The 20,929-nt window shown below is 65.6% G+C and carries 20 protein-coding genes; 10 read left to right on the forward strand and 10 right to left on the reverse strand.

All coding sequences use genetic code 11. The annotated features are described in order from the left end of the window. The gene (locus G4223_RS16680; protein WP_163682091.1) at positions 1-1,413 is read left to right on the forward strand and encodes a glutamate synthase subunit beta; all 1,413 of its coding nucleotides are present in this window, start codon (positions 1-3) and stop codon (positions 1,411-1,413) included. Between the two features lie 216 nt (positions 1,414-1,629). Then, on the forward strand, positions 1,630-3,318 hold the full coding sequence (locus tag G4223_RS16685; protein WP_241004183.1) for a methyl-accepting chemotaxis protein: 1,689 nt from the start codon (positions 1,630-1,632) through the stop codon (positions 3,316-3,318). A 20-nt stretch (positions 3,319-3,338) separates the two neighbouring features. On the opposite strand, the gene nudC is transcribed toward G4223_RS16685, so the two are convergent. After that, positions 3,339-4,328, reverse strand: coding sequence for an NAD(+) diphosphatase (gene nudC / locus G4223_RS16690; RefSeq protein ID WP_163682093.1), 990 nt, complete (start codon positions 4,326-4,328; stop codon positions 3,339-3,341). 100 nt (positions 4,329-4,428) lie between these two features. On the opposite strand from nudC, the gene G4223_RS16695 reads away from it, so the two are divergent. The 8 genes from G4223_RS16695 (at position 4,429) to G4223_RS16730 (ending at position 12,237) form a co-directional block, all read left to right on the forward strand. Further along, entirely contained in the window at positions 4,429-6,075 is a 1,647-nt protein-coding gene (locus G4223_RS16695; protein WP_163682095.1) for a putative bifunctional diguanylate cyclase/phosphodiesterase, read from the forward strand. Between the two features lie 183 nt (positions 6,076-6,258). Continuing rightward, a complete protein-coding gene (locus G4223_RS16700; RefSeq protein ID WP_163682097.1) occupies positions 6,259-6,576 on the forward strand; it encodes a 4Fe-4S dicluster domain-containing protein in 318 nt (105 codons plus the stop codon). Next, positions 6,573-6,875 carry a chaperone NapD gene (locus G4223_RS16705; protein ID WP_163682099.1) on the forward strand — a complete coding sequence of 101 codons (303 nt, stop codon included), beginning with the start codon at positions 6,573-6,575 and terminating at the stop codon, positions 6,873-6,875. Before G4223_RS16700 ends, G4223_RS16705 begins: the two co-directional genes overlap by 4 nt. Beyond that, the gene (gene napA / locus G4223_RS16710; protein ID WP_163682101.1) at positions 6,872-9,376 is read left to right on the forward strand and encodes a nitrate reductase catalytic subunit NapA; all 2,505 of its coding nucleotides are present in this window, start codon (positions 6,872-6,874) and stop codon (positions 9,374-9,376) included. Before G4223_RS16705 ends, napA begins: the two co-directional genes overlap by 4 nt. A gap of 48 nt (positions 9,377-9,424) precedes the next feature. Continuing rightward, entirely contained in the window at positions 9,425-10,216 is a 792-nt protein-coding gene (napG, locus tag G4223_RS16715) for a ferredoxin-type protein NapG (RefSeq protein ID WP_163682103.1), read from the forward strand. After that, the gene (gene napH, locus G4223_RS16720) at positions 10,213-11,106 is read left to right on the forward strand and encodes a quinol dehydrogenase ferredoxin subunit NapH (protein WP_163682105.1); all 894 of its coding nucleotides are present in this window, start codon (positions 10,213-10,215) and stop codon (positions 11,104-11,106) included. The genes napG and napH overlap by 4 nt, the downstream gene beginning before the upstream one ends. 5 nt (positions 11,107-11,111) lie before the next feature. Beyond that, a complete protein-coding gene (locus tag G4223_RS16725; protein ID WP_163682107.1) occupies positions 11,112-11,558 on the forward strand; it encodes a nitrate reductase cytochrome c-type subunit in 447 nt (148 codons plus the stop codon). A gap of 22 nt (positions 11,559-11,580) precedes the next feature. Further along, on the forward strand, positions 11,581-12,237 hold the full coding sequence (locus G4223_RS16730) for a NapC/NirT family cytochrome c (RefSeq protein ID WP_163682108.1): 657 nt from the start codon (positions 11,581-11,583) through the stop codon (positions 12,235-12,237). Positions 12,238-12,299: 62 nt separating this feature from the next. Here G4223_RS16730 and G4223_RS16735 read toward each other — a convergent pair whose 3' ends face one another. The 9 genes from G4223_RS16735 to G4223_RS16775 are packed head-to-tail and all read right to left on the reverse strand — an operon-like array spanning position 12,300 to position 20,929. After that, the gene (locus G4223_RS16735; protein WP_163682111.1) at positions 12,300-13,364 is read right to left on the reverse strand and encodes an LptF/LptG family permease; all 1,065 of its coding nucleotides are present in this window, start codon (positions 13,362-13,364) and stop codon (positions 12,300-12,302) included. After that, a complete protein-coding gene (locus tag G4223_RS16740; protein ID WP_163682112.1) occupies positions 13,361-14,542 on the reverse strand; it encodes an LptF/LptG family permease in 1,182 nt (393 codons plus the stop codon). Before G4223_RS16740 ends, G4223_RS16735 begins: the two co-directional genes overlap by 4 nt. After that, complete coding sequence (locus G4223_RS16745) at positions 14,536-15,357, reverse strand: nucleotidyltransferase family protein (protein WP_163682114.1); 822 nt, start codon at positions 15,355-15,357, stop codon at positions 14,536-14,538. Before G4223_RS16745 ends, G4223_RS16740 begins: the two co-directional genes overlap by 7 nt. Further along, positions 15,354-16,490 carry a dATP pyrophosphohydrolase gene (locus G4223_RS16750; RefSeq protein WP_163682117.1) on the reverse strand — a complete coding sequence of 379 codons (1,137 nt, stop codon included), beginning with the start codon at positions 16,488-16,490 and terminating at the stop codon, positions 15,354-15,356. The genes G4223_RS16745 and G4223_RS16750 overlap by 4 nt, the downstream gene beginning before the upstream one ends. Next, the gene (locus G4223_RS16755; RefSeq protein ID WP_163682119.1) at positions 16,487-17,404 is read right to left on the reverse strand and encodes a hypothetical protein; all 918 of its coding nucleotides are present in this window, start codon (positions 17,402-17,404) and stop codon (positions 16,487-16,489) included. Before G4223_RS16755 ends, G4223_RS16750 begins: the two co-directional genes overlap by 4 nt. Before the next feature lie 4 nt (positions 17,405-17,408). Then, positions 17,409-18,368 carry a diacylglycerol kinase family protein gene (locus G4223_RS16760; RefSeq protein WP_163682120.1) on the reverse strand — a complete coding sequence of 320 codons (960 nt, stop codon included), beginning with the start codon at positions 18,366-18,368 and terminating at the stop codon, positions 17,409-17,411. Continuing rightward, a complete protein-coding gene (locus tag G4223_RS16765; RefSeq protein ID WP_163682122.1) occupies positions 18,350-19,489 on the reverse strand; it encodes a CDP-alcohol phosphatidyltransferase family protein in 1,140 nt (379 codons plus the stop codon). The genes G4223_RS16760 and G4223_RS16765 overlap by 19 nt, the downstream gene beginning before the upstream one ends. After that, on the reverse strand, positions 19,482-20,687 hold the full coding sequence (gene spt, locus G4223_RS16770; protein ID WP_163682124.1) for a serine palmitoyltransferase: 1,206 nt from the start codon (positions 20,685-20,687) through the stop codon (positions 19,482-19,484). Before spt ends, G4223_RS16765 begins: the two co-directional genes overlap by 8 nt. Continuing rightward, entirely contained in the window at positions 20,684-20,929 is a 246-nt protein-coding gene (locus tag G4223_RS16775) for an acyl carrier protein (RefSeq protein ID WP_163682127.1), read from the reverse strand. The genes spt and G4223_RS16775 overlap by 4 nt, the downstream gene beginning before the upstream one ends.

Raw genomic sequence — 20,929 nt, forward strand, 5'->3', positions numbered from 1 at the left:
ATGGGTAAGGCTACCGGTTTCAAGGAATACGCGCGTCAGACCCCGGGATATGAAAAGCCCGCCGAGCGCGTGAAGCATTACAACGAATTCGCCAAGCCGATGGCGGACGAGGAATTGTCCAAGCAGGGCGCGCGTTGCATGGATTGCGGCGTTCCGTTCTGCCACCAGGGCTGTCCGGTGAACAACATCATCCCCGATTGGAATGATCTGGTTTACAAAAGCCGCTGGGCCGAGGCGATCGAGGTTCTGCACTCCACCAACAATTTCCCCGAGTTCACCGGCCGTGTCTGCCCCGCGCCCTGCGAGGCGGCCTGCACCCTGAACCTGGAAGACAGCCCGGTGGCCATCAAGACCATCGAGCATGCCATCATCGAGCGCGCCTGGGCCGAAGGCTTGGTCAAGCCCGACACCTCCAAGCCGCGTACCGGCAAGAAGGTGGCGGTGGTGGGGGCCGGCCCGGCCGGTCTGGCCGCTGCCCAGCAATTGGCCCGCGCCGGCCATTCGGTGGTGTTGTTCGAAAAGAACGCCCAGGTCGGCGGCTTGCTGCGCTATGGCATCCCCGATTTCAAGCTGGAAAAGAAGATCATCGAACGCCGTGCCGCCCAATTGGCGGCCGAGGGCGTGGAAATCCGCGTGGGTGCCCATGTGGGTGTTACCGTTCCGGTGTCCGAGCTTGATGCCTTCGACGCCGTGGTGTTGACCGGTGGTTCGGAAAAGCCCCGTGACCTGCCGGTTCCCGGCCGCGATCTGGCCGGCGTGCATTTCGCCATGGATTTCCTGACCCAACAGAACCGCCGTGTGTCGGGCGAAGGCTTCGACGCCGCCGACATCCTTGCCACCGGCAAGAAGGTGGTGGTGATCGGTGGCGGCGACACCGGCGCCGATTGTGTCGGCACCTCGAACCGCCAGGGCGCGGCCTCGGTCACCCAGATCGAGATCATGCCCAAGCCGCCGGAAAAGGAAGAAAAGCTGACCACCTGGCCGTTGTGGCCGAACAAGCTTCGCACCTCGACCAGCCATGACGAAGGCTGCGAGCGCCGCTGGTCGGTCGCCACCCAGTCCTTCTACGGCGAGAACGGCGTGCTCAAGGGATTGAACTGCGTCGAGGTGGATGCCAAGTTTCAGCCGATCCACGGCACCGAGTTCAAGATCGAGGCCGATTTGGTGACGCTGGCCATGGGCTTCGTCCATCCGGTGCACGAAGGCTTGGTCGATGGTCTGGGCCTGGAAAAGGACGCGCGCGGCAACGTTCTGGCCGACACCGACACCTACCAGACCTCGAACCCCAAGGTGTTCGCCGCCGGCGACATGCGGCGCGGCCAATCCCTGGTGGTGTGGGCCATCCGCGAAGGCCGTCAGGCCGCCCGCGCGGTTGACGAGTTCCTGATGGGAACCAGCGAATTGCCGCGCTGATCTTTCCCGAGGGTTTAAAATCAGAAGGAGCCGCCCAACCGGGCGGCTCTTTTTATTTGTCGGAAACCCTTAAGAGAGGTGTTGATGATTATGTGCGGCTCTTCTGGATTGCCCCCGTCAATCCACTGATTGACCGCGGGCCTTTGCGTGTTCCAATAATGCATAAGGACGAAAAGTCACGAACCCGAAACCATAATCGGGACATAGGGAGAGAAAATGTTCATCGACAACTGGCGCGTGCGCGCGAAAATCCTGTTGATCGTGGCGGCCTCGCTCGTCGGCATGGCGGCGATGGTGACGCTGGAACTCACTACGCTCAGGCACGAGTTGTTGGAAGGGCGACGCATCAAGACCCAGCATGTGGTCGAGGTGGGGGCCGGTATCGTCGGCCATTACGTGGCCGAGGCCAAGGCCGGCCACATGACCACCGAACAGGCCCAGGCCGCCGCCCTGGCCGCCCTCAAGGCGGTGCGGTATGGCGGCAGCGAATATCTGTGGGTCAACGACATGCGCGCGCGCATGGTCATGCATCCGATCAAGCCGGAATTGGACGGCAAGGATCTGGCCGAGTTCAAGGACCCTTCCGGCAAGAAACTGTTCTCCGATTTCGTTGCCACCGTTGCCGCGCAAAAGGCCGGCTTTGTCGACTACCTGTGGCCGAAGCCGGGCCATGAGCAGCCGGTTTCCAAGGTCTCCTATGTCCAGGGAATCGACGATTGGGGATGGGTGGTCGGGTCCGGCATCTACATTGACGACGTGGACGCCGCCTTCTGGCGGGCGGTCACCAGCCAGGGCATCCTGATCGCCGTGGTGATGGCGGTGGTGCTGGGTATCTCCTATCTGGTCGGCCACCGTATCGTCGAGGCGTTGGCGGCCATTTCGCGGGCCATGCAGCGTTTGGCCGAAGGCGACACCACGGTCACCGTCGCCTTGGCCGGGCGCCGGGACGAGATCGGCGAGATGAGCCAGACCATCGAGGTGTTCCGCCAGAACGCCATCGAGGTGCAGTCGCTGCACGAGAAACAAGAACAGATGCGCCGCGCCGCCGAGCGCGAGCGCCATGAAACCTTGGCCAATCTGGCCCAGGAACTGGAATTGGGTTTGTCGGCCACGGCCCAGGCGGTCAACGCCGCCGCCGCCCAGATGCGGTCGGCGGCGACAGCCATGACCGGCACCGCCGACCGGACCAGCGAGGAAAGCCAGGTGGTGGCGGCGGCGGTGTCGCAGACCACCGCCAACGTGGAAACGGTGGCGGCGGCGGCCGAGGAACTGAACGCCTCGATCGGCGAAATATCGCGTCAGGTGGTCCAGTCCACGGCCATCGCACGCGACGCGGTCGAGGCGGCGCATCGCACCGATTCTGTGGTGCGCGGCCTGTCCGAGGCGGCGGCGCGTATCGGCGAGGTGGTCAGCATGATCAACAACATCGCCGGCCAGACCAATTTGTTGGCGTTGAACGCCACCATCGAGGCCGCCCGTGCCGGCGAGGCCGGCAAGGGCTTCGCGGTGGTCGCCAACGAGGTCAAGCATCTGGCCAACCAGACGGCCAAGGCCACCGACGAGATCAGCACCCAGATCGCCGCCATCCAGACCACCAGCACGGACGCGGTGCGGGCCATCCAGGAAATCGGCAAGACCATCGAAAGCATGAGCGACATCGCCCAGGCCATCTCGACGGCGGTGGAACAGCAAGGCGCCGCGACGCACGAGATCGCCCGCAACGTCGCCCAGGCCGCTACCGGCGCACATGAGGTGTCCACCCATATCGGAGAGGTCACCACCGCCGCCGGTCAGACCGGATCAGCCGCGCGCGAGGTGTTGAGTGCCGCAGATTCCCTGGCCCGCGACGCCGAGACCATGAAAAGCGGTCTCGATCGCTTCCTGGACGGCGTGCGGCGGATGTAGGTCATGGGCTGGGGCGGGGGTCACCGCCCCAGCCATGTTTCCACCAACTGGCGCGAGATGGAGCCGTGCGTCGGCAGGTAAAGGCCGGATTTGTCCTGGCGATGGCGATCATTGAACGCTTCAAGCAGGTCGCGACGCGAAAACCAACGGGCGTCTTCCAGTTCGTGCGGGTCGATGCACAAGGTGCCGCCATTGGCGCGGGCGGAGAAAGCCAGCATCACCGAGCCGGGATAGGGCCAGGGCTGGCTCCCGGCATAGGCGATGTCGGCGACCTCAAGGCCGGTTTCCTCGCGCACCTCGCGGGCCACCGCTTCCTCCAGCGTCTCGCCCGGCTCGACGAATCCGGCCAGCACGGACCATTGTCCGGCCGGCCACGATGGCTGACGGTGCAACAGGATGTTGTCGCCATCGGTGACGCGCATGATCACCGCCGGGTCGGTGCGGGGATAGCTTTGGGCGTTGCAGCGCGAATCCAGGCATTGGCGAACGTGTCCGCCCTCGCGCGATTCGGTGGGGGCGCCGCAATTGCCGCAGAAACGATGGCGGCGGTGCCAGATCATCATGGCGCGGGCATAGCCCAAAAGCGCCGCCACACCTTCTGGCAGCAGGGCGCCGACCGCCCTGAGCCCCAGCCACTCGCCGCCCAGGCCCAGGGCCGGCCCTGTTCCGTCGGCTTCTGGCGGAGCGTCCGACAGGTCGGCGGCGAACACCGGGGCGCCGCCATGGTCAAGCCCGAGAAAGGCGCTTTGTCCCGCCATGTCGAGGATTTCTGCGGCGACCGTGCCCCCAAGAATGACCGCGTTGGCCTCGCCCGAACCGATACGGTCGAGGAACAGGGCTTGGCGCGATTGGTCCGCCAGATGGGCGTCACCCGCCACCAGCGACAATTCGCGCCAAGTGGGGACGACCCGTTTGTCGGGGGAACGGCGCAGGGCACAGATGGTCTCGGCGTCGCGGCGAAGAGTGTGGGCGCGGTCCAAGGGGACGGCACGGTACAGGATGTCGTTCATCCCTTGACCATGGCACGGAGCGGCGCCGTCCTCAAGACGGCAAGATGGTCGTTGCGCTTTGCCCTTGGCCTGGGGATAAATGGCCGCAAGAGGGGAGAATATGAACGATCACCAGGCGATCCTCGACGTCATCTTGGAAAACATCCGCGACGCCGTGGTATTGGTGGATGCCGACCGTCGCCTCGTGCGGGTCAACAAGGCGTTCGAACAGGCCACCGGCCATGCCGCCGCCGCGTTTCTGGCCGGCGAGGGCAAGGATGCCGCACTGGCGCGCGAGCATCTGTTGCGCGCCATGGATTCCAGCGATGGCGGTCGCTGGCACGGGCCGTTGCGCTGTGGTGACGGGGCTGACCGTCTGTTCGATGTCACCGTCAGCGCGGTCAACGGCGACGGCGTTTTCCCCACCCATTATCTGGGCCTGTTGCGCCCTTCGGCCGGCGAGGACAGCCGCCGCTTCGGTCATGACGAACTGACCGGGCTTCCCAATCGCGACATTTTCCATGACCGCGTCAATCAGGCGGTGCTGGGGGTCAACCGCTCGGGCGGGTCGGTGGCGTTGCTGCTGATGGGGCTGGATCGTTTCGGGGTGATCAACGACGCCTTGGGGCACGGTGCCGGCGACCGTTTGCTGGTCGAGGTGGCGCGCCGGCTCAGGCAATGCATCCGCGAAACCGACACGGCGGTACGGATCGAGGGCGACAAGTTCGCCCTGGTCATGACCATGGCCGGCATCGACGACAGCGTCATCGTGGCGGAAAAGGTGTTGCGCGCCGTGCGCGAGCCGTTCGTCATCAATGACCAGGAAGTGGTGGTCACCTTCTCCATCGGCATCGGCATCTATCCCCAGGACGCGGGCAACGCCGTGGCCCTGGTCAAGCAGGCGGAAAACGCCTTGCATCATGCCAAGGTGTCGGGGCGTAACCAGTACCAGTTCTTTTCCAAGGACATGAACGCCAAGGCCCGCAGCCGTCTGGACCTTGAGGCGCGGTTGCGCCGGGCGTTGGCGAACGAGGAATTCGCCGTCTTCTATCAACCCAAGGTCCGGGCCGCCGACAGCCGCATCGTCGGCGCCGAGGCGCTGGTGCGTTGGCTCGATCCCGACAAAGGACTGGTGTCGCCGGGCGAATTCATCCCGGTGGCCGAGGAAACCGGCCTGATCGAACCCATCGGCGCCTGGGTGCTGCGCCGTTCGTGCCAACAGACCAAGGGGTGGCAAGAGGATGGGCTGATGCCGGTCAAGGTGTCGGTCAACGTTTCGCCCCGTCAGTTCCGTTCACGCACGTTGTTGGAGATGGTGACGGGCATTTTGGCCGAAACCGGTCTCGACCCGCGTTGGCTGGAACTCGAGATCACCGAAAGCATGCTGATGAACGACGTCGAGGCGGCGGTGCGCAAGATGACCGCGCTGCGGGACCTGGGCCTCGGCCTGTCCATCGACGATTTCGGCACCGGCTATTCGTCCCTCAGCTATCTTGGGCGCTTTCCCATCACCACGCTCAAGATCGACCGCGCCTTCATTTCCGACGTGGACACCAATCCCAAGACCGCCGAGATCGCGCGGGCCATCATCGGTCTGTCGCGCGGCCTGAACCTCGAGGTGGTGGCCGAGGGCGCCGAGGTGGAAAACCACGTCACTTTCCTGCGCGAGAACGGCTGCGACACCGTTCAGGGCTATTATTATTCCCGCCCTGTTCCCGCCGACCAGTTCGAGCAAATGCTGGCGGTTGGTGTTCTCCACCATTCTTGAAGTCGCCAGTAACGCCGACTTCACTTATGTCTGAAATGTCATTTCCGACAACCCTGCTGCGATTACCCATTTATTTTCTAGGGTCTTGTTGACCAAAATCAAGTAACCCCCACGATCATGGGGCGCAGTCTTGCCTCACGGCGGTTCCGAATGGTCGGACCGGCCGTGCCAAGAGGCAGATCCATGTCGGGGAACTTGTCCCGCCGCGCCTTTCTTTCCGTATCCGAGCGCGTCTCCGTACCGGTGACGCACCAGGGCGTTGCCCTGGTGGCGGCGGTGGGGGGCGTGTGTCTGGCGGCGCGCGGCGTCGCGTGCGGCACCTGCGCCGATCCGTGCGAACCGCGTGCGCTGAAGCTGCGGCCGCTGCTGGGCGGCCGAGCCCTTCCCGTCATCGATGCCGCGACCTGTACCGGTTGCGGCGACTGCCTTGCCGTTTGTCCGGTCGGCGCCCTTCGGCTGGTGCCGGCTTCGTCGTCTTCGGAGGAACAGGCATGCGCGTGAACCGTTTCGCGAGCGCCGAAAGCGGCCGCCCCGTGAACCGCCCCGACAACATCTGCGGCGTGCTGGTGCATGCCCGCCCGGCTGAACGTCTTGGGGTGGCCCGGCGTCTTGGGGAACTGCCGGGGGTCGAGGTCCACGTCACCGGCGACGACGGCAAGTTGATCGTCACCGTCGAGGACACCGCCCAGACCCTGGCCGGCCCCACCATCGAGGGATTCATCCAAATGCCGGGCGTGCTGTCCGTCGCCCTGGCCTACCACCATTTCGATTCCGTGCAGGAAGGGGAGATCGTTCCATGAGCTTGACCCGCCGCGACTTCATCAAGGCCCAGGCCGTCGCCGCCACCGCGGCCGCGGCAGGCATGGCTGTGCCGGCGGCGGCGCAGACCATGAAGCCCAACAACATCCGCTGGGACAAGGGCGTGTGCCGGTTCTGCGGGACCGGCTGCGGCGTCCTGGTCGGCGTCCAGGACGGGCGCGTGGTGGCGACCCAGGGCGACCCGGATGCTCCGGTCAACCGCGGTCTGAACTGCATCAAGGGCTATTTCCTGTCCAAGATCATGTACGGCCAGGACCGGCTGACTCAGCCGCTGTTGCGCATGACGAACGGCAAGTTCGACAAGAACGGCGAATTCGCGCCGATCTCGTGGGATCAAGCCTTCGACATCATGGCCGAGAAGTGGAAGGAGCAACTGAAAAAGCCCGACGGCGTCACCCGCGTCGGCATGTTCGGTTCCGGCCAATGGACTATTTGGGAGGGCTATGCGGCGGCCAAGCTGATGAAGGCCGGATTCCGCTCCAACAACCTTGACCCCAACGCCCGGCACTGCATGGCGTCCGCCGTCACCGGCTTCATGCGCACGTTCAACATGGACGAGCCCATGGGCTGTTACGACGACATCGAGATGGCCGACGCCTTCGTGCTGTGGGGCAGCAACATGGCCGAGATGCATCCGATCCTGTGGTCGCGCATCACCGACCGCCGCCTGACCCACGAGGGCGCCCAGGTGGCCATCTTGTCCACCTACGAGCACAAGTCGTTCGATCTGGCGGACATCCCCATGGTGTTCACGCCCCAGACCGACCTGGCCATCCTGAACTTCGTCTGCAACTACATCATTCAGAACGGCGCCGTGAACAAGGCGTTCGTCGACAAATGCGTGACCTTCAAGAAAGGCGTCACCGACATCGGTTATGGCCTGCGTCCGACTCATCCCTTGGAAAAGATTGCGGGCAACAACGGCTACGGCGAGGGCAAGGGCGATCCCAACAAGATGGAGAACTTCACTTTCGAGGAGTTCAAGGCCTTCGTCGCCGACTACACCGTCGAAAAGGTGTCCAAGCTGTCCGGCGTGCCCGAGGACAAGCTGATCGCCATGGCCAAGCTTTACGCCGACCCCAAGAAGAAGGTGGTGTCGTTCTGGACCATGGGCTTCAACCAGCATACGCGCGGAACGTGGGTCAACAACATGATCTACAACGTGCATCTGCTGGTCGGAAAGATTTCCGAGCCCGGCTGCGGCCCGTTCTCGCTGACCGGCCAGCCCTCGGCCTGCGGTACCGCGCGTGAGGTCGGCACCTTCGCTCACCGTCTGCCCGCCGACATGGTGGTGATGAACGAAAAGCATCGCCAGATGGCCGAGCAGATATGGAAGCTGCCGGCGGGCACCATCAATCCCAAGCCCGGTTATCACGCGGTGTTGCAGAACCGCATGCTGAAGGACGGCAAGCTCAACGCCTATTGGGTCCAATGCACCAACAACATGCAGACGGCGCCCAACATGAACGAGGAGGGGTATCCGGGCTACCGCAACCCCGAGGCCTTCGTGGTGGTGTCCGATCCCTATCCGACCGTCACCGCGTTGTCGGGCGACCTGATCCTGCCCACCGCCATGTGGATGGAGAAGGAAGGCGCCTACGGCAACGCCGAACGCCGCACCCAGTTCTGGCGCCAGCAGGTCAAGGCGCCGGGCGAAGCCCGTTCGGACCTGTGGCAACTGATGGAGTTCGCCAAGCGCTTCAAGATGGAGGAGGTCTGGCCGGCCGAATTGTTGGACAAGGCGCCCCAATACAAGGGCAAGACCATGTTCGACGTACTCTATCGTAACGGTGCGGTGGACAAGTTCCCGCTGTCCGAGACGCAACAGGGGTTCGAGAACGACGAATCCGAGGCCTTTGGCTTCTATGTGCAAAAGGGGCTGTTCGAGGAATACGCCAGCTTCGGCCGCGGCCATGCCCATGACCTTGGCCCGTTCGACCTTTACCACAAGGCACGTGGCCTGCGGTGGCCGGTGGTCGACAACAAGGAAACCCTGTGGCGTTACCGCGAGGGGTTCGATCCTTACGTCAAGCAAGGCGAGGGCGTGCGGTTCTATGGCCGCCCCGACGGCCGCGCCTTCATCATCGCCTTGCCGTACCAGGACCCGGCCGAGATGCCGGATGGTGAATACGATTTGTGGCTGTGCACCGGCCGTGTGCTGGAACATTGGCATTCCGGGTCGATGACCAGGCGTGTGCCCGAACTGCACAAGGCTGTGCCGGCGGCGTTGTGCTACATGCACCCCAACGACGCCAAGAAGCGGGGTTTGCGCAACGGCGACGTGGTCAAGCTCAAGAGCCGGCGCGGCGAAATCCAGACCCGCATCGACACCCGTGGCCGCAACCGGCCGCCCGAGGGGCTGGTGTTCGTGCCGTTCTTCGACGAATCCATCCTGGTCAACAAGCTCACCTTGGACGCCACCTGTCCGATCTCGAAAGAGACCGACTTCAAGAAGTGCGCGGTCAAGGTGGAAAAGGCGTAAGGGCCGGGGCCGCCGCCAAGCGCGGCGGCCCGTCCCGGAGGCTCGATCATGGCTGACGGCAAAGCGAACATGGACCGGCGCGGCCTGCTCACACAGGGGCTTCGCGCCGCCTGCGGGGCGGGGGTTCTGGCTCTGTTGCTGAGTGTTCCTGCCCGGCGACGGGCCGAGGCGGTCGCCCTGCGTCCGCCCGGTGCCATCGACGAAGGCGAGTTCCTGTCGGCGTGCGTGCGCTGCGGCCTGTGCGTGCGCGACTGTCCCTACGGCACGTTGAAACTGGCCGAGCCCGGTGACGGCGTGCCGGTGGGAACGCCGTTCTTTCATGGACGCGACGTGCCGTGCGAGATGTGCGAGCACATTCCCTGTGTGGTCGCCTGTCCCACCGGAGCGCTCGACAAGTCGCTGACCGACATCACCCAGGCGAAGATGGGGGTGGCGGTGCTGGTCGGGCACGAGACCTGCCTGAATTACCTCGGGCTGCGTTGCGACGTCTGCTACCGCGTCTGTCCGTTGTCCAACCAGGCGATCTCGCTCGAGACCCACCACAACGAACGCACCGGCAAGCACGCCATCCTGTTGCCGGTGGTTCACACCGACAAATGCACCGGCTGCGGCAAATGCGAAAAGGCCTGTGTGCTGGACGAGGCGGCCATCAAGGTGCTGCCCCATGCCCAGGCGGTGGGCCAGTTGGGCAAGCATTATCGGCTGGGGTGGAAGGAAAAGGAAAAGGCCGGACGCGCGCTGATCGACGACAACCTGCAACTGCCCATTCGCGGCATGGAGCAGGGCCTGCCCAGTTCCCAGCGCACGCCCAATGGTGGCTTCAAGGAGTTCAAGCCATGATCCCCGGCGCCTCCAAGGCCGCCCAGACGGGGTGGCTGTCCGCGCACAAATGGCTGTTGGCCCGCCGTGCCGCGCAATTGACCTTCCTGGCCCTGTTCCTGTCCGGGCCGCTGATGGGCGTGTGGATCGTCAAGGGAACCTTGGCCTCCAGCCTGACGCTCGGCGTGCTGCCGTTGACCGATCCCATGATGGCGATGCAAGCCTTGCTGGCCGGCCACATGCTGGAAAGCACCGCCTTGGTGGGGGCGGCCATCGTTCTGGCCTTTTATGTGGTGGTCGGCGGCCGGGTGTTCTGTTCCTGGGTCTGCCCGGTCAACCTTGTCTCCGATTTCGCCCTGTGGCTGCGCGGCCGCCTTGGCCTCAAGGAAAGCCTGACGCTGGACCGCCGGCTTCGGTTCTGGCTGTTGGCGGGCGTGGCGGTGGGATCGGCCGTGACCGGGGCCATCGTCTGGGAATTCGTCAACCCGGTGACCATGCTGCATCGCGGTCTGGTGATGGGCTCGGTGCTGGGCGGCGGGGCCGCGCTGGTGGCGGCGGCGGCGGTGCTGCTGTTCGACCTTGGCGTGGCGGCCAACGGCTGGTGCGGCCATCTGTGCCCGGTGGGGGCCTTTTACGGCCTGTTGGGGCGGGTGGCGATCCTGCGGGTGCGCGCCGATGGCCGTGCTGCCTGCGACAATTGCATGGAATGTTTCGCGGTCTGCCCCGAACGCCAGGTGATCGCACCGGCGCTGCGAGGCGAGGACAAGGGCATCGGACCGGTCATCGACGCCGGCGCGTGCACCAATTGCGGCCGCTGCATCGACGTTTGCTCAAAACAAGTTTTTCGGTTCGGCACCCGTTTCCACAACCGGGTTCCGGCCGCAACCGACGACGTTCTGCAAGGGGAGTGAGTGCTGTGAAAAGCAAGATCATGGCTGTCGCCGTCGCCTTGGGCCTGGCCCTTGGTCTCGGCATGGGGAGCGCATCCGTCTCGGCCGAGGACCTCAAGGGTCTGCGCGGGGCGGCTGTCAACACACCCGACAAGGCACCCGAGACCTTCCGGGTCCAGGACGGCGTCAAGCTGGAACGCGCCTATCGCCAACAGCCGCCGCTGGTGCCGCACACCACCGACAAATACGAGATCGACCTCAAGGTCAACCAATGTCTGCGTTGCCATGAATGGCCGTATTCCGACCAGGAGAAGGCGCCGAAAATTTCGGACCTGCACTATCTCGACCGCAATGGTGTGCGCCAGGACACGGTGAACGGCAACCGTTACGTCTGCACCCAGTGCCACGTCTCCCAGGTCGACGCCAAGCCGCTGGTGGAAAACAAGTTCCAGCCCGCTGCCATCAACCGCTGACGGCCCTGAAAGGATTTCGGTCATGAACAACGACAACGAATCCGCCCAGGCGGCCACGCCGGGGTTCCTGTGCCGGTTGTGGGCAACCTTGCGCAAGCCGGCCGGCCGGTGGTCGCTGGGCGCGCTGCTGGTGGTCGGTTTCGGTGCCGGCATCGTCTTCTGGGGCGGCTTCAACACCGTCCTGGAACTGACCAATACCGAGACGTTCTGTCTGTCGTGCCACGAGATGGAACAAAACGTCTATCGCGAATATCGCGGCACCATCCACGACAGCAACCGCTCGGGCGTGCGCGCCACCTGTCCCGACTGCCATGTGCCGCGTCCGTGGTTCTACAAGATCAAGCGCAAGGTGCAGGCGTCGAACGAGGTGTTGCACAAGATTCTGGGCACCATCGACACCCGCGAGAAGTTCGAGGAAAAGCGCCTGAGCCTGGCCATGAACGAATGGAAGCGGATGAAGGAAACCGATTCCCGCGAGTGCCGCAACTGCCACAGCTTCTCGTCTTTCGACCTGTCGCGTCAGCAAAAGCGGGCCCAGATCCGCCATGACGAAGCCATCGATGAAGGCAAGACCTGCATCGATTGCCACAAGGGCGTGGCCCACAAGCTGCCCAAGGGTGCGTTCGAGGCCGAACGCGAACTGAACGAAACCTGGAACGCCGCTCACAAAAAGCAATAAACCCCTCGGAACGCAAACTGACCCCGCCGGCAACGGCGGGGTTTTTTGCTGGGGACTTGCCGTCAGCGCCCTTCTTCGAAATGCACCCAGGCGGCCAGTCCCAACAGGATGAAGGACAGCGGCGCGCTCCATACCGCCAGGACCGCCGGGATGGCGGCGGCCTCGCCCATGGACAGGAACAGGCCGTTGACCACCAGGAAGGCCAGCCCCAGCCCCAGGCTGCTGGCCATGCCGTAGATCAGGTTGCCCGAGCGGCGAAGCCCGTGCAGGGCCGGAACCGCCAGCAGCAGCATCACCAGGGGAACGGTAGCGGCGGCATATCCCCGATGGACGACGACGCGATAATGGGCGGCGCTGTCCTTGCCGCTCCACCGGCCGTCCAGGACTTGTTGCGCCTGGGCGCTCGACATGCGCGACAGCGACAGTGTCAGTTGACGGATGTTGTCCACGCTGGGGCCATCGCTCCAGACCAGTCGCGGAGCCGCCTTGCCGCCTTCGGCAAGAGTGACCTTGTCGTGCTCAAGGTGCCATTTGCCGTCTTCGAAACGGGCGGATTTGGCCCGCGACACCGCCGTCAGCCGGCCGTCGGCGTCGCGGTCGTAGCGGGTGACGGTGTCCAGGCTCTTTCCGTCCTCGTCGATCCGGCCGATGGATACGATCCGGTTGCCGACGCGCAGCCATTGCGCACGGTTCTTGTCGGCGTCGTCGTCATCCTTGCGCACGGTGTCTTGCCACCACAGGGCGAAGGAACGCTCCGAGGCCGGGGCCACATGGTCCTCGAACAGATAGTTGACGGTGCCGCACACCAGGATCACCGGCCACAGCGAGCGCAGAAAGCGCAACGGCGACAGTCCGGCCGAACGCAGGATCACCATTTCGTTGCTGCGCGCCAGGGTGCCGAAGGCCAGGGCGCTGCCGATCAGTACCGCCAACGGAAACAGCCGGTCCACGGCCAGCGGCAGGCGCAGCGCCAGATAGGTCAGGACCACATCCATGCCACGGGTGTCGCCCAGCACACGGCGGATCGCCTCGAGCATCTCGATCAGCAGCACCAGCGCGGTCAACGACGCCAGGACGGCGGCGATGCGGGTGGCGACCACGCGCGACAGGTAAAGGGTCAGCGTCATGGCCGCACCCCCTTGCTTCGCCGGATCAGGATACGAACGGCGATCGCCACGTCCTCCATGAGGGAGAAGACGCGATCCAGCGGGTTTTCGCCGGGGCGCCGCTGGGCCCGCCAGAACAGGCTCAGGCTGAAGGCGGCGAAGATCGCCGTCGCACCCCACAGGGTGAGCACCGGAAGACGGCCGGAATCGGCCAGTCCTTCCAGGGTTTGCAGGACGTAATGGAACACCAGCAACACCACGGCGCCGAACACGATGCCGATGCCGCGCCGTTGCCGCTTGGCCGCCAGCGCCATGGGAATGGCGAGGAACGGCAGAAAGACCAGCGACATCGCCCGCACCAGACGGCCGTGCAGTTCCGCCAGGATTTCCGAACGGGGCAGGGGCGGCGTGGGGGTGGTGGCGCCGTCCAGCAATTCGTCCAGACTGTATTCGCGCACGTCGTTGCCGCGCGGCCGGAACTCGGGCAAGGTCGCGGCGAAGCTGCGGTCCATCTCCAGCGTGTCGAAATGGTTGAACGAGGTTTGGCCGCCGGCGCCGACGAACGCCTGGACGCCGTCATAAAGGCGCAGTCCGAAACGCGAGCGGCCGGCGTCGAAATCCAGTTCGCCACGGGCGGCGGTGGTGATGATCTCGCGGCCGTCGCGCCATTGGTGGACGAACACCTTTTCCAGGGTGTTGCCGAAATCGGTTACCCGGTCGGCGGTCACCACCGTATTCTTGCCGATTGTGGAAAAGGCGTATTCCGGCACCCGCGCCCCCCAGGGCACGTTGGTCGCCAGATAATAGACGGCGCGATAGGCGTAGCGGCCATAGGGCTGGGCATAGCCGAACAGGGCGACGCTGATCGCCACCAGCACCAGCGCGGAGGCGACGAACGGCACGGCGAAACGGGCGGGCGATATGCCGCAGCTCAACAAGGCGTCGAATTCGTTGTCGTCGCCCAGCCGTGTCACCTGAAGAAAGACGCTGAGGAAGAAACCGGCCGGCAACGCCAGACCCAGATAGTGGGGCACCAGATAAAGCGCCATTTCCCACACCATGGTCACCGGTCCGCCATGCAGGCTGACGATGTCGAACAGCCGTAAGATACGCTCCAGCACCAGCGACGCCAGCACGACGGCCAGGGCGATGCCCAGACGGCGCCAGGTTTCCGCCAGCAGGTAGCGGTCGATCAGCATGCCGCCCGCTCCTGGGAAAGGCGTTCGGCCAGGATGCGTTCGGCCAAGATGCGTTCGGCCAGCGTCAGGTCGGACGGCCGGTCCACGTCCATGGCGGCTTCGGCGAACGGCATGTCCACGGCGGCCAACCGGGTGCCGGTCCGCCGTCCCATCCGCTTGAGGGCCTGATCCAGGCGCAGCAGCCCAAGCGCGAACCGCACCAGGGTCAGCGGACCAAGCCGGCGGATCATCGCCCATGGCCGCTTGCGGTCGCGTTCCAATGCCGCCCAGAACTCCACCACCGAAGCGGCGCCTTCGCCGCTCAGCAGGAACAGGTTGCAGCCGCTGACCTGACAATCGGCGAAGCGCCAATAGGTGCGGCGGGTGTCGGGATAGGCGGCGGCGATGGTGGTCTTGGTCGCCACCGCCACGGCGGCGTTGCCGTCTTCGGGGGCGGTGGCCAGGAAATGGCGCACCATGGCCGGGGTCAACAGGGCGTGGTCGGCGGTGGCGATCAGTATCGGCCCGCCATCGGCCGGCAATGCCGCCCTTACGGTGCGGGCGGGCGATTCCGCCGGGGGCATGATGGTCAGGTTGCCGCCCTGGCTCAGCCGGTCGACGATCATCCGCGATTGCGGCGAATCGGGCGGGTCCATGGCGATGGTCAGCGACGCCTCGGGCAACGCGGCGCGCAACGCCTCGACCACCCGTTCCAGCATGGGTGTTCCCGCCACCGGGGCGAAGGCCTTGCGCTCGACCCCGGCCATCTGCGCCACCGGGTCGGCGCCGCCGCGGCTGCCGGCCAGGATCAGGATTTGCGGAGGGAGGCGGGTCATGCCAGGGCCTTCTCGTACAGGCGATAGGTCTTGTATGCCGGTCCGCACAACATTTCCGCCAGGGCGCGCATGGGTTTGTTGTTTTCCAGGACCCAGGACAATTCGACCGCTTCCATCTTGCGTGCCAGAACCTCGGGCCACAACGCGGCGATCAGGTGGAACGGCAGCATGCTGCCGGCCAGGCTTGCCGACATCGCCTTGCGCACGCCCATCAGCGGCACGCGGGCGGTGCGCAAGCCCCGCCCCTTGAGCCGCCACAACAGCTTGGCCCAGCCGAACGGCAGCAACCGGCCGTCAAGGTCGGCGACCGCCTCGTTCACGTTGGGCAGACACACCAGGAAGGCCACGGCTTGGCCGTCTGTCTCGGCGAACCACACCAGCCGCTTTTCGATCAGCGGCCGCAATTCGCGGCCCAGCAACGCCACCTCTTCCGGCTCGAAGGGGACGAAGCCCCAATTGGCGCTCCAGGCGTCGTTGAAGATGTCCACCATGGTCCGCACTTCGTCGTCATAAGACGATCCCAGACGGGCCGGCCGCACCACGAGGCCGGGCGGCAAGGGGCGATCCATCAGCCGGCGCACGGATTCCGGGAAAGATTGGCGGGGGTCGCCGCGATAGGCCAGCAGGTCCATGGCCTTGGCGTAGCCGGCGGCTTCCAGCGCCGCGCCCAGGCCGGGCGGGTTGTGCGGCATCATCATCATGGGCGGCGTGTCGAAGCCGTCCACCAGCAATCCGCTTTCCTGGTTGATGTGCAGATCCAGCGGGCCGCGGACGCGGGTCATACCCTGTGCCCGCAGCCAATTCTCGGCCGCTGTCGTCAGGGCCGCGACCACGGCCGGGTCCTCCACCGCCGCCAGCAACCCCATGTGGCCGATACCCGGCTCGCGTTCCAGGGCCAGGGGATCGACATGGGCGGAAATCCGTCCCACCACCTTCTCGCCCTGGGTGGCGATCCACCAGTGCATGCGGGCGCGCCGGGTATAGGGCGTGGCGCCGGGGGCCAAGCTGGCGCGGCGTTCCATCCACAGCGGCGGCACCCAATGGGGCAGGGTGCCGTAAACCTGGAACGGCACACGTAAAAAGGTGTCCAGGTCGTGGCTGGGGTCGATGGCGGTGACGGAGATGGTATTCATCGGATGACCCCGCGCCGATAAAGCGACCACACCATTCCGGGTGCCGCCAGCAGTGGATGGCGGCGTTGCCACGGGCGCAATTCGATGGTTTGGCCGGAATGGCGTTCCAATTTGCCGACGATGTAATCGACACCGCCGTCGAAGGTGAACAGCGCCTTGCACAGGCGCAGCACATTCAACGCCTTGCCGGTCACCCGCCGCCGTCGCCAGCGGGCCTGGGCATGGCGTCTTTCGCTTTCGTCCAGATGGACGCGGTAGCGGCCATCGGCCAAGGCCTCGACCTCGGGCGGCGACAGCCGGGCGAAAGCGTCGTCGAATTCCCGCGGGGCGAAGCCATAGATCTGCCCCGCTCGCCCGCCGCCCTCGACCCGCAATTCGGCGGCGTAGGTGTGGCGGAACAGCGCGGTCCAGAAATCCTCGGCCCGGCCTTCGACGGGGCCCAGGCGGATAGCCCAATCCATGGCCGTCGCCGCGGCCCGTGACAATGTCCGTTCCACCCAGGCGGCACATTCATGATCGCGGCAATAGGCCAGGGCGACCGGCTGGCAGAATCGTGCCCACAAAGTGGTGTCGAGGGCGTCGCGGGTAAGCCGGCCGGTGAATTGGGTCCGTGCGATCACCGCCACCTTGGCGCCCAGGAAGCGGCTTTGTCCCCCCGGAACGAAGCCGACGGAGGGCGGGACCAGGGCGTTGGCCAGCGCCGCCCCCGGATGACCATGGAACGCGCGGTAGTCGTCCACCAGCACATAGAAGTCAAGGATGCCCGCGCCGCTTTCGTCGCGCAGGCACGACCCATAGAACAGGATCGCCGCCACCGTGTCGCCATGACGGTCGGCGATGTCCTGGGCCATGCGGCGGACGTCGTCGCCAACCACATGCTCCCGCAGCAACAGCGAAGGGGGCGGGGCCGACATGGGGCTACCCCGCGACGAAACGGAAGGTGGGGCCGGCCCGCAAGGCGATGCCGGCGGGGCCGGTCTGGTATACCTCGCCATCGACGACGAAGTCGCCGCCAAGCCGCAGGTCGAGCCGGCGGCAGCGTCCGCCTTCGATCCCCAGGGCGGGATCGGGCAGGGTGCCGCGCCACGCTTTCCACAGAGCCAGCGGCAGACGGCGTGGCGGATGGGCGACGCCCAGCCAGTTGAGCGCCGGTCCGTCAGCCGGCGGCGGAAACGGCCACAGCCCCAGCATCAGCGTGCGCGCGGTGGTCGCCAGCATCAGGAATCGAGGCGCGGCGGGTGTGGCGTCGGCACCGTCGGGGGCGTATTCGACCATGGGGTCGGCCAGCATCTTGCTGCCGCGCAGGGCTTCCCACAACACCCGCGCCACGCCGATCGCCACCGCCGATCGCTGGCGGAAACCATGGTCATGGGCCCAGCTTCCCGCCATGCGGGTGGCGTGGGTAAAGGCCCCGGCACCGAACAGGAAGCCGCGCAAGCGGCGTTGCGGCTGGTCCGGCCAAGTCACCTCAAGGGCTTGGCGTTCGCTCCAGTGGGCGCCTCGCCATCCGTCGCGCACCATGTCCAAGAGACGGGTCAAACCCGACCGGCCACCCCCGAACGAGCCGACGTCGCGGGCCGCCAGATTGGTCTTGCCCGACGGCAACAGCGCCAGCGGCGGACAGTGGTCTCCGAAAATCTCGGGCAGCAGCGTCATCACCTCGCGCAAGGTGCCGTCGCCGCCATCCACCGCCAGGACGTCGATTCCGGCATTGGCGAAACCCTTCAGCGCTTCGGCCAGATCATCCGGGGTGGTGGGGGCGCAGGCCAGCACACCCGGCAGCGTGGCGGCGTGCTCGGCCAGACTGGCCAGGCCGCCGTTGCCGTCGCTGAACGGGTTGCAGACCAGCGCCACCGTGGTCATGGTCCGGCCAGCCACGACGACAGCGGGCCATTCCGGCGGGTCAGTTCGCCTTGGGCCAGTTGCACCGTGTGCACCACCATGGAGGCCACCGTCCACAGGGCTACCGCCGCCAGTCCCCATCCCGGCTCGCCGGCCAGGGAGAACAGGCTCAGCACGATCAGGTTGGGATTGCGTCGAGCCACGATCAGCCGGAAGAAGCTGTCGAAACGGCGCCACACATGCATCTGGAAGCCGTGGCGCAGGATGAATGCGCCCTCTTGCAGCCGCAGCACCACGTATCCGACGAAGGTCACGGCGATGGTCAGTTCGGGGAACGGATAGGCGGCGCCGGCCGCCACGCAGCCCCAATGCCACGCCAGCCACCAGAATGGCGGATGGATCATGTCGATGCCGTGGTCGAAGGCGTTGCCGAACTTGGTCGAGGTCAGGGTGACGCGGGCCAGCTTGCCGTCCACGGTGTCGAGGAAGGTCATCACCCAGGCGGCGGCCAATCCGGCCAGGAAGTGGCCTTGGGCGAACAATCCCATGGCGACGAACACCAGCACCAGACTGGCCAGGGTGACGGCGTTGGGGCTGAGCCCGGCGGCGGCGCACCAGCGGGTCACGGCTCTGGCCGGGGCGGGCCAGACATATTTGGTCACCAGATCGGTGACCCCTTTGTAGGCACCGGAAAAGGTGGCGCGCTCGGCCTCGGCAACCGTGTCCTCGGTCAGCGCCATCACCACCGGCTTCAGCCGTTTGCGCAGGATGGCCAGATACAGGAAAGGCGCCGCCGGATCGTGTTCGATCACCGCCAGATGGTCGGGCCAGGGCTGGGCGGTCGCGATGGCCTGGGCGGTGGCGGCGATGTCGGCGGCGGCCACATGGGCGGCTAACGGCACCTGCCGGCCATCCACACGGGTCGTCAGCACGGTTCCGCGACCCTTGGCCAACAGACCGACCAGCGCCGGGTCGATCACCCAATCGGCGCGGGCCATCAAACAGGACGGCATGTCCGCCGTCGCCACAATGTCGGCGACGACGGTGGCGGCGCCGGCCTTGGTCAGGGTACGGCGGCACCGCTCCTCGCCGGTGATGCTCCACAGCCGGACGTCGCTGTGCCCGACAATCAGGCCACCAAAGGCGGCGTCAGCCATTGTTCGTCTCCAGCACGCCCAAAGCGGCGCCGATCTTGGTCAGGGTGGCGATGGCCCGGTCCACCTGGGCGTCGGTGTGGGCGGCGGTGACGCTGGTCCTGAGCAACGGATGGGAATCCGGCGTGGCCGGCGGCAAGGCCAGGTTGACGTAAACGCCTTCCTGAAGCAGCGCCGTCCAGAACGTGGCGGCGACCGCGACGTCGGGCAGGCGAACCGACACGATCGGTCCCGGCTCCGGTCCCAGGATGAAGCCGGCCGCGCTTAGGCCGTCATACAGCCGGTGGGCATTGCGGTGCAGGGTCTGGCGCAATTCGGGTTGTTCGACCATCCGCTCCAATCCCCGTTGCACGGTGGCGACCACCGACGGCGGCAACGAGGCGGTGAACATATAAGGACGGCAGCACACCCGGAGAATGTCGAAATCGGGCAGGTTCGACACGCAGAAGCCGCCGATGCCGCCCAGGCTTTTCGAAAAGGTTCCGACGACGAAGTCGGCGTCGTCCTCGACCCCGGCTTCCTCGGCGGCTCCGCGGCCGTTGGCGCCCAGAACGCCCAGGGAATGGGCCTCGTCCACCAGCAAGGTGGCGCCGGTCTCGCGCTTGACCTGGGCGATCTCGGCCATGCGGGCGCGGTCGCCCAACATGCTGTAGATGCCTTCGACCACGATCAGGCGGTCGCCCGGCTGTCCCTCGAGGCGGCGCAGGCGGCGGGCCAGATCGTCGGGGTCGTTGTGGCGGAAGCGGATTACCTGGGCGGCGGACAGGCGGCTGCCGTCATAGATGCTGGCGTGGCTGTCGGCGTCGAGCAAAAGCACGTCGTCGCGTCCGGCCAGGGTCGAGATCATGGCCAGATTGGCCTGATAGCCGGTGGTGAACACCATGGCCGAACGGCGGCCGAAGAATTCGGCCAGCTTGTGTTCCAGGCTGGTGTGACCGAGATAGGTGCCGTTGGCGATGCGCGAGCCGGTGGTGCCGGCGCCATAGGTCCGCAGCGCCTCGATGCCGGACTCGACCATCCGGGGGTCGAATGTCAGGCCAAGATAGTTGTTGCTGCCGAAGACCAGGACCGGGCGGCCATCGATGGTGGCCTCGACCGGGGAACGCATGGAATCAAAGGTCACCGCGAACGGATCGGCCCCCAATTCCCGCAATTGGGCATAGCTTTGCCCCAGGGGCGCGAACTTGTCGAGGATGCTCATCGCTTGGTCAGCGCCTCCAGGGTGCGGGCCAGGTCGCCCACGGTTTCGACTTTGGCCAAACTGTCCATGGTCAGCGACACATCGAAATCATCTTCGAGCGCCATGACGAAGTTCATCACTACCAAGGAATCAAGTCCCAAGTCGCCGACAATCCGCGATTCGGCGGCAATTTCGGTGCCTGGGGGGACCACCTTGCGCAAGTGACCGATGATGTGTTCGACGATTTCCTGGAAATCCGCCAT

Source organism: Magnetospirillum aberrantis SpK (assembly GCF_011022235.1).
GTDB classification, from domain to species: domain Bacteria; phylum Pseudomonadota; class Alphaproteobacteria; order Rhodospirillales; family Magnetospirillaceae; genus Magnetospirillum; species Magnetospirillum aberrantis.

Excerpts from the sequence above, each read along its gene's own strand:
- G4223_RS16775 (WP_163682127.1), bottom strand. The coding sequence starts at position 20,929 with ATGGCGGATTTCCAGGAAATCGTCGAACACATCATCGGTCACTTGCGC.
- spt (WP_163682124.1), bottom strand. The coding sequence starts at position 20,687 with ATGAGCATCCTCGACAAGTTCGCGCCCCTGGGGCAAAGCTATGCCCAA.
- napA (WP_163682101.1), top strand. The coding sequence starts at position 6,872 with ATGAGCTTGACCCGCCGCGACTTCATCAAGGCCCAGGCCGTCGCCGCC.
- G4223_RS16750 (WP_163682117.1), bottom strand. The coding sequence starts at position 16,490 with ATGAATACCATCTCCGTCACCGCCATCGACCCCAGCCACGACCTGGAC.
- napH (WP_163682105.1), top strand. The coding sequence starts at position 10,213 with ATGATCCCCGGCGCCTCCAAGGCCGCCCAGACGGGGTGGCTGTCCGCG.
- G4223_RS16745 (WP_163682114.1), bottom strand. The coding sequence starts at position 15,357 with ATGACCCGCCTCCCTCCGCAAATCCTGATCCTGGCCGGCAGCCGCGGC.
- G4223_RS16695 (WP_163682095.1), top strand. The coding sequence starts at position 4,429 with ATGAACGATCACCAGGCGATCCTCGACGTCATCTTGGAAAACATCCGC.
- napG (WP_163682103.1), top strand. The coding sequence starts at position 9,425 with ATGGCTGACGGCAAAGCGAACATGGACCGGCGCGGCCTGCTCACACAG.
- G4223_RS16735 (WP_163682111.1), bottom strand. The coding sequence starts at position 13,364 with ATGACGCTGACCCTTTACCTGTCGCGCGTGGTCGCCACCCGCATCGCC.
- G4223_RS16755 (WP_163682119.1), bottom strand. The coding sequence starts at position 17,404 with ATGTCGGCCCCGCCCCCTTCGCTGTTGCTGCGGGAGCATGTGGTTGGC.
- G4223_RS16765 (WP_163682122.1), bottom strand. The coding sequence starts at position 19,489 with ATGGCTGACGCCGCCTTTGGTGGCCTGATTGTCGGGCACAGCGACGTC.
- G4223_RS16685 (WP_241004183.1), top strand. The coding sequence starts at position 1,630 with ATGTTCATCGACAACTGGCGCGTGCGCGCGAAAATCCTGTTGATCGTG.
- G4223_RS16700 (WP_163682097.1), top strand. The coding sequence starts at position 6,259 with ATGTCGGGGAACTTGTCCCGCCGCGCCTTTCTTTCCGTATCCGAGCGC.
- G4223_RS16740 (WP_163682112.1), bottom strand. The coding sequence starts at position 14,542 with ATGCTGATCGACCGCTACCTGCTGGCGGAAACCTGGCGCCGTCTGGGC.
- G4223_RS16730 (WP_163682108.1), top strand. The coding sequence starts at position 11,581 with ATGAACAACGACAACGAATCCGCCCAGGCGGCCACGCCGGGGTTCCTG.
- nudC (WP_163682093.1), bottom strand. The coding sequence starts at position 4,328 with ATGAACGACATCCTGTACCGTGCCGTCCCCTTGGACCGCGCCCACACT.
- G4223_RS16680 (WP_163682091.1), top strand. The coding sequence starts at position 1 with ATGGGTAAGGCTACCGGTTTCAAGGAATACGCGCGTCAGACCCCGGGA.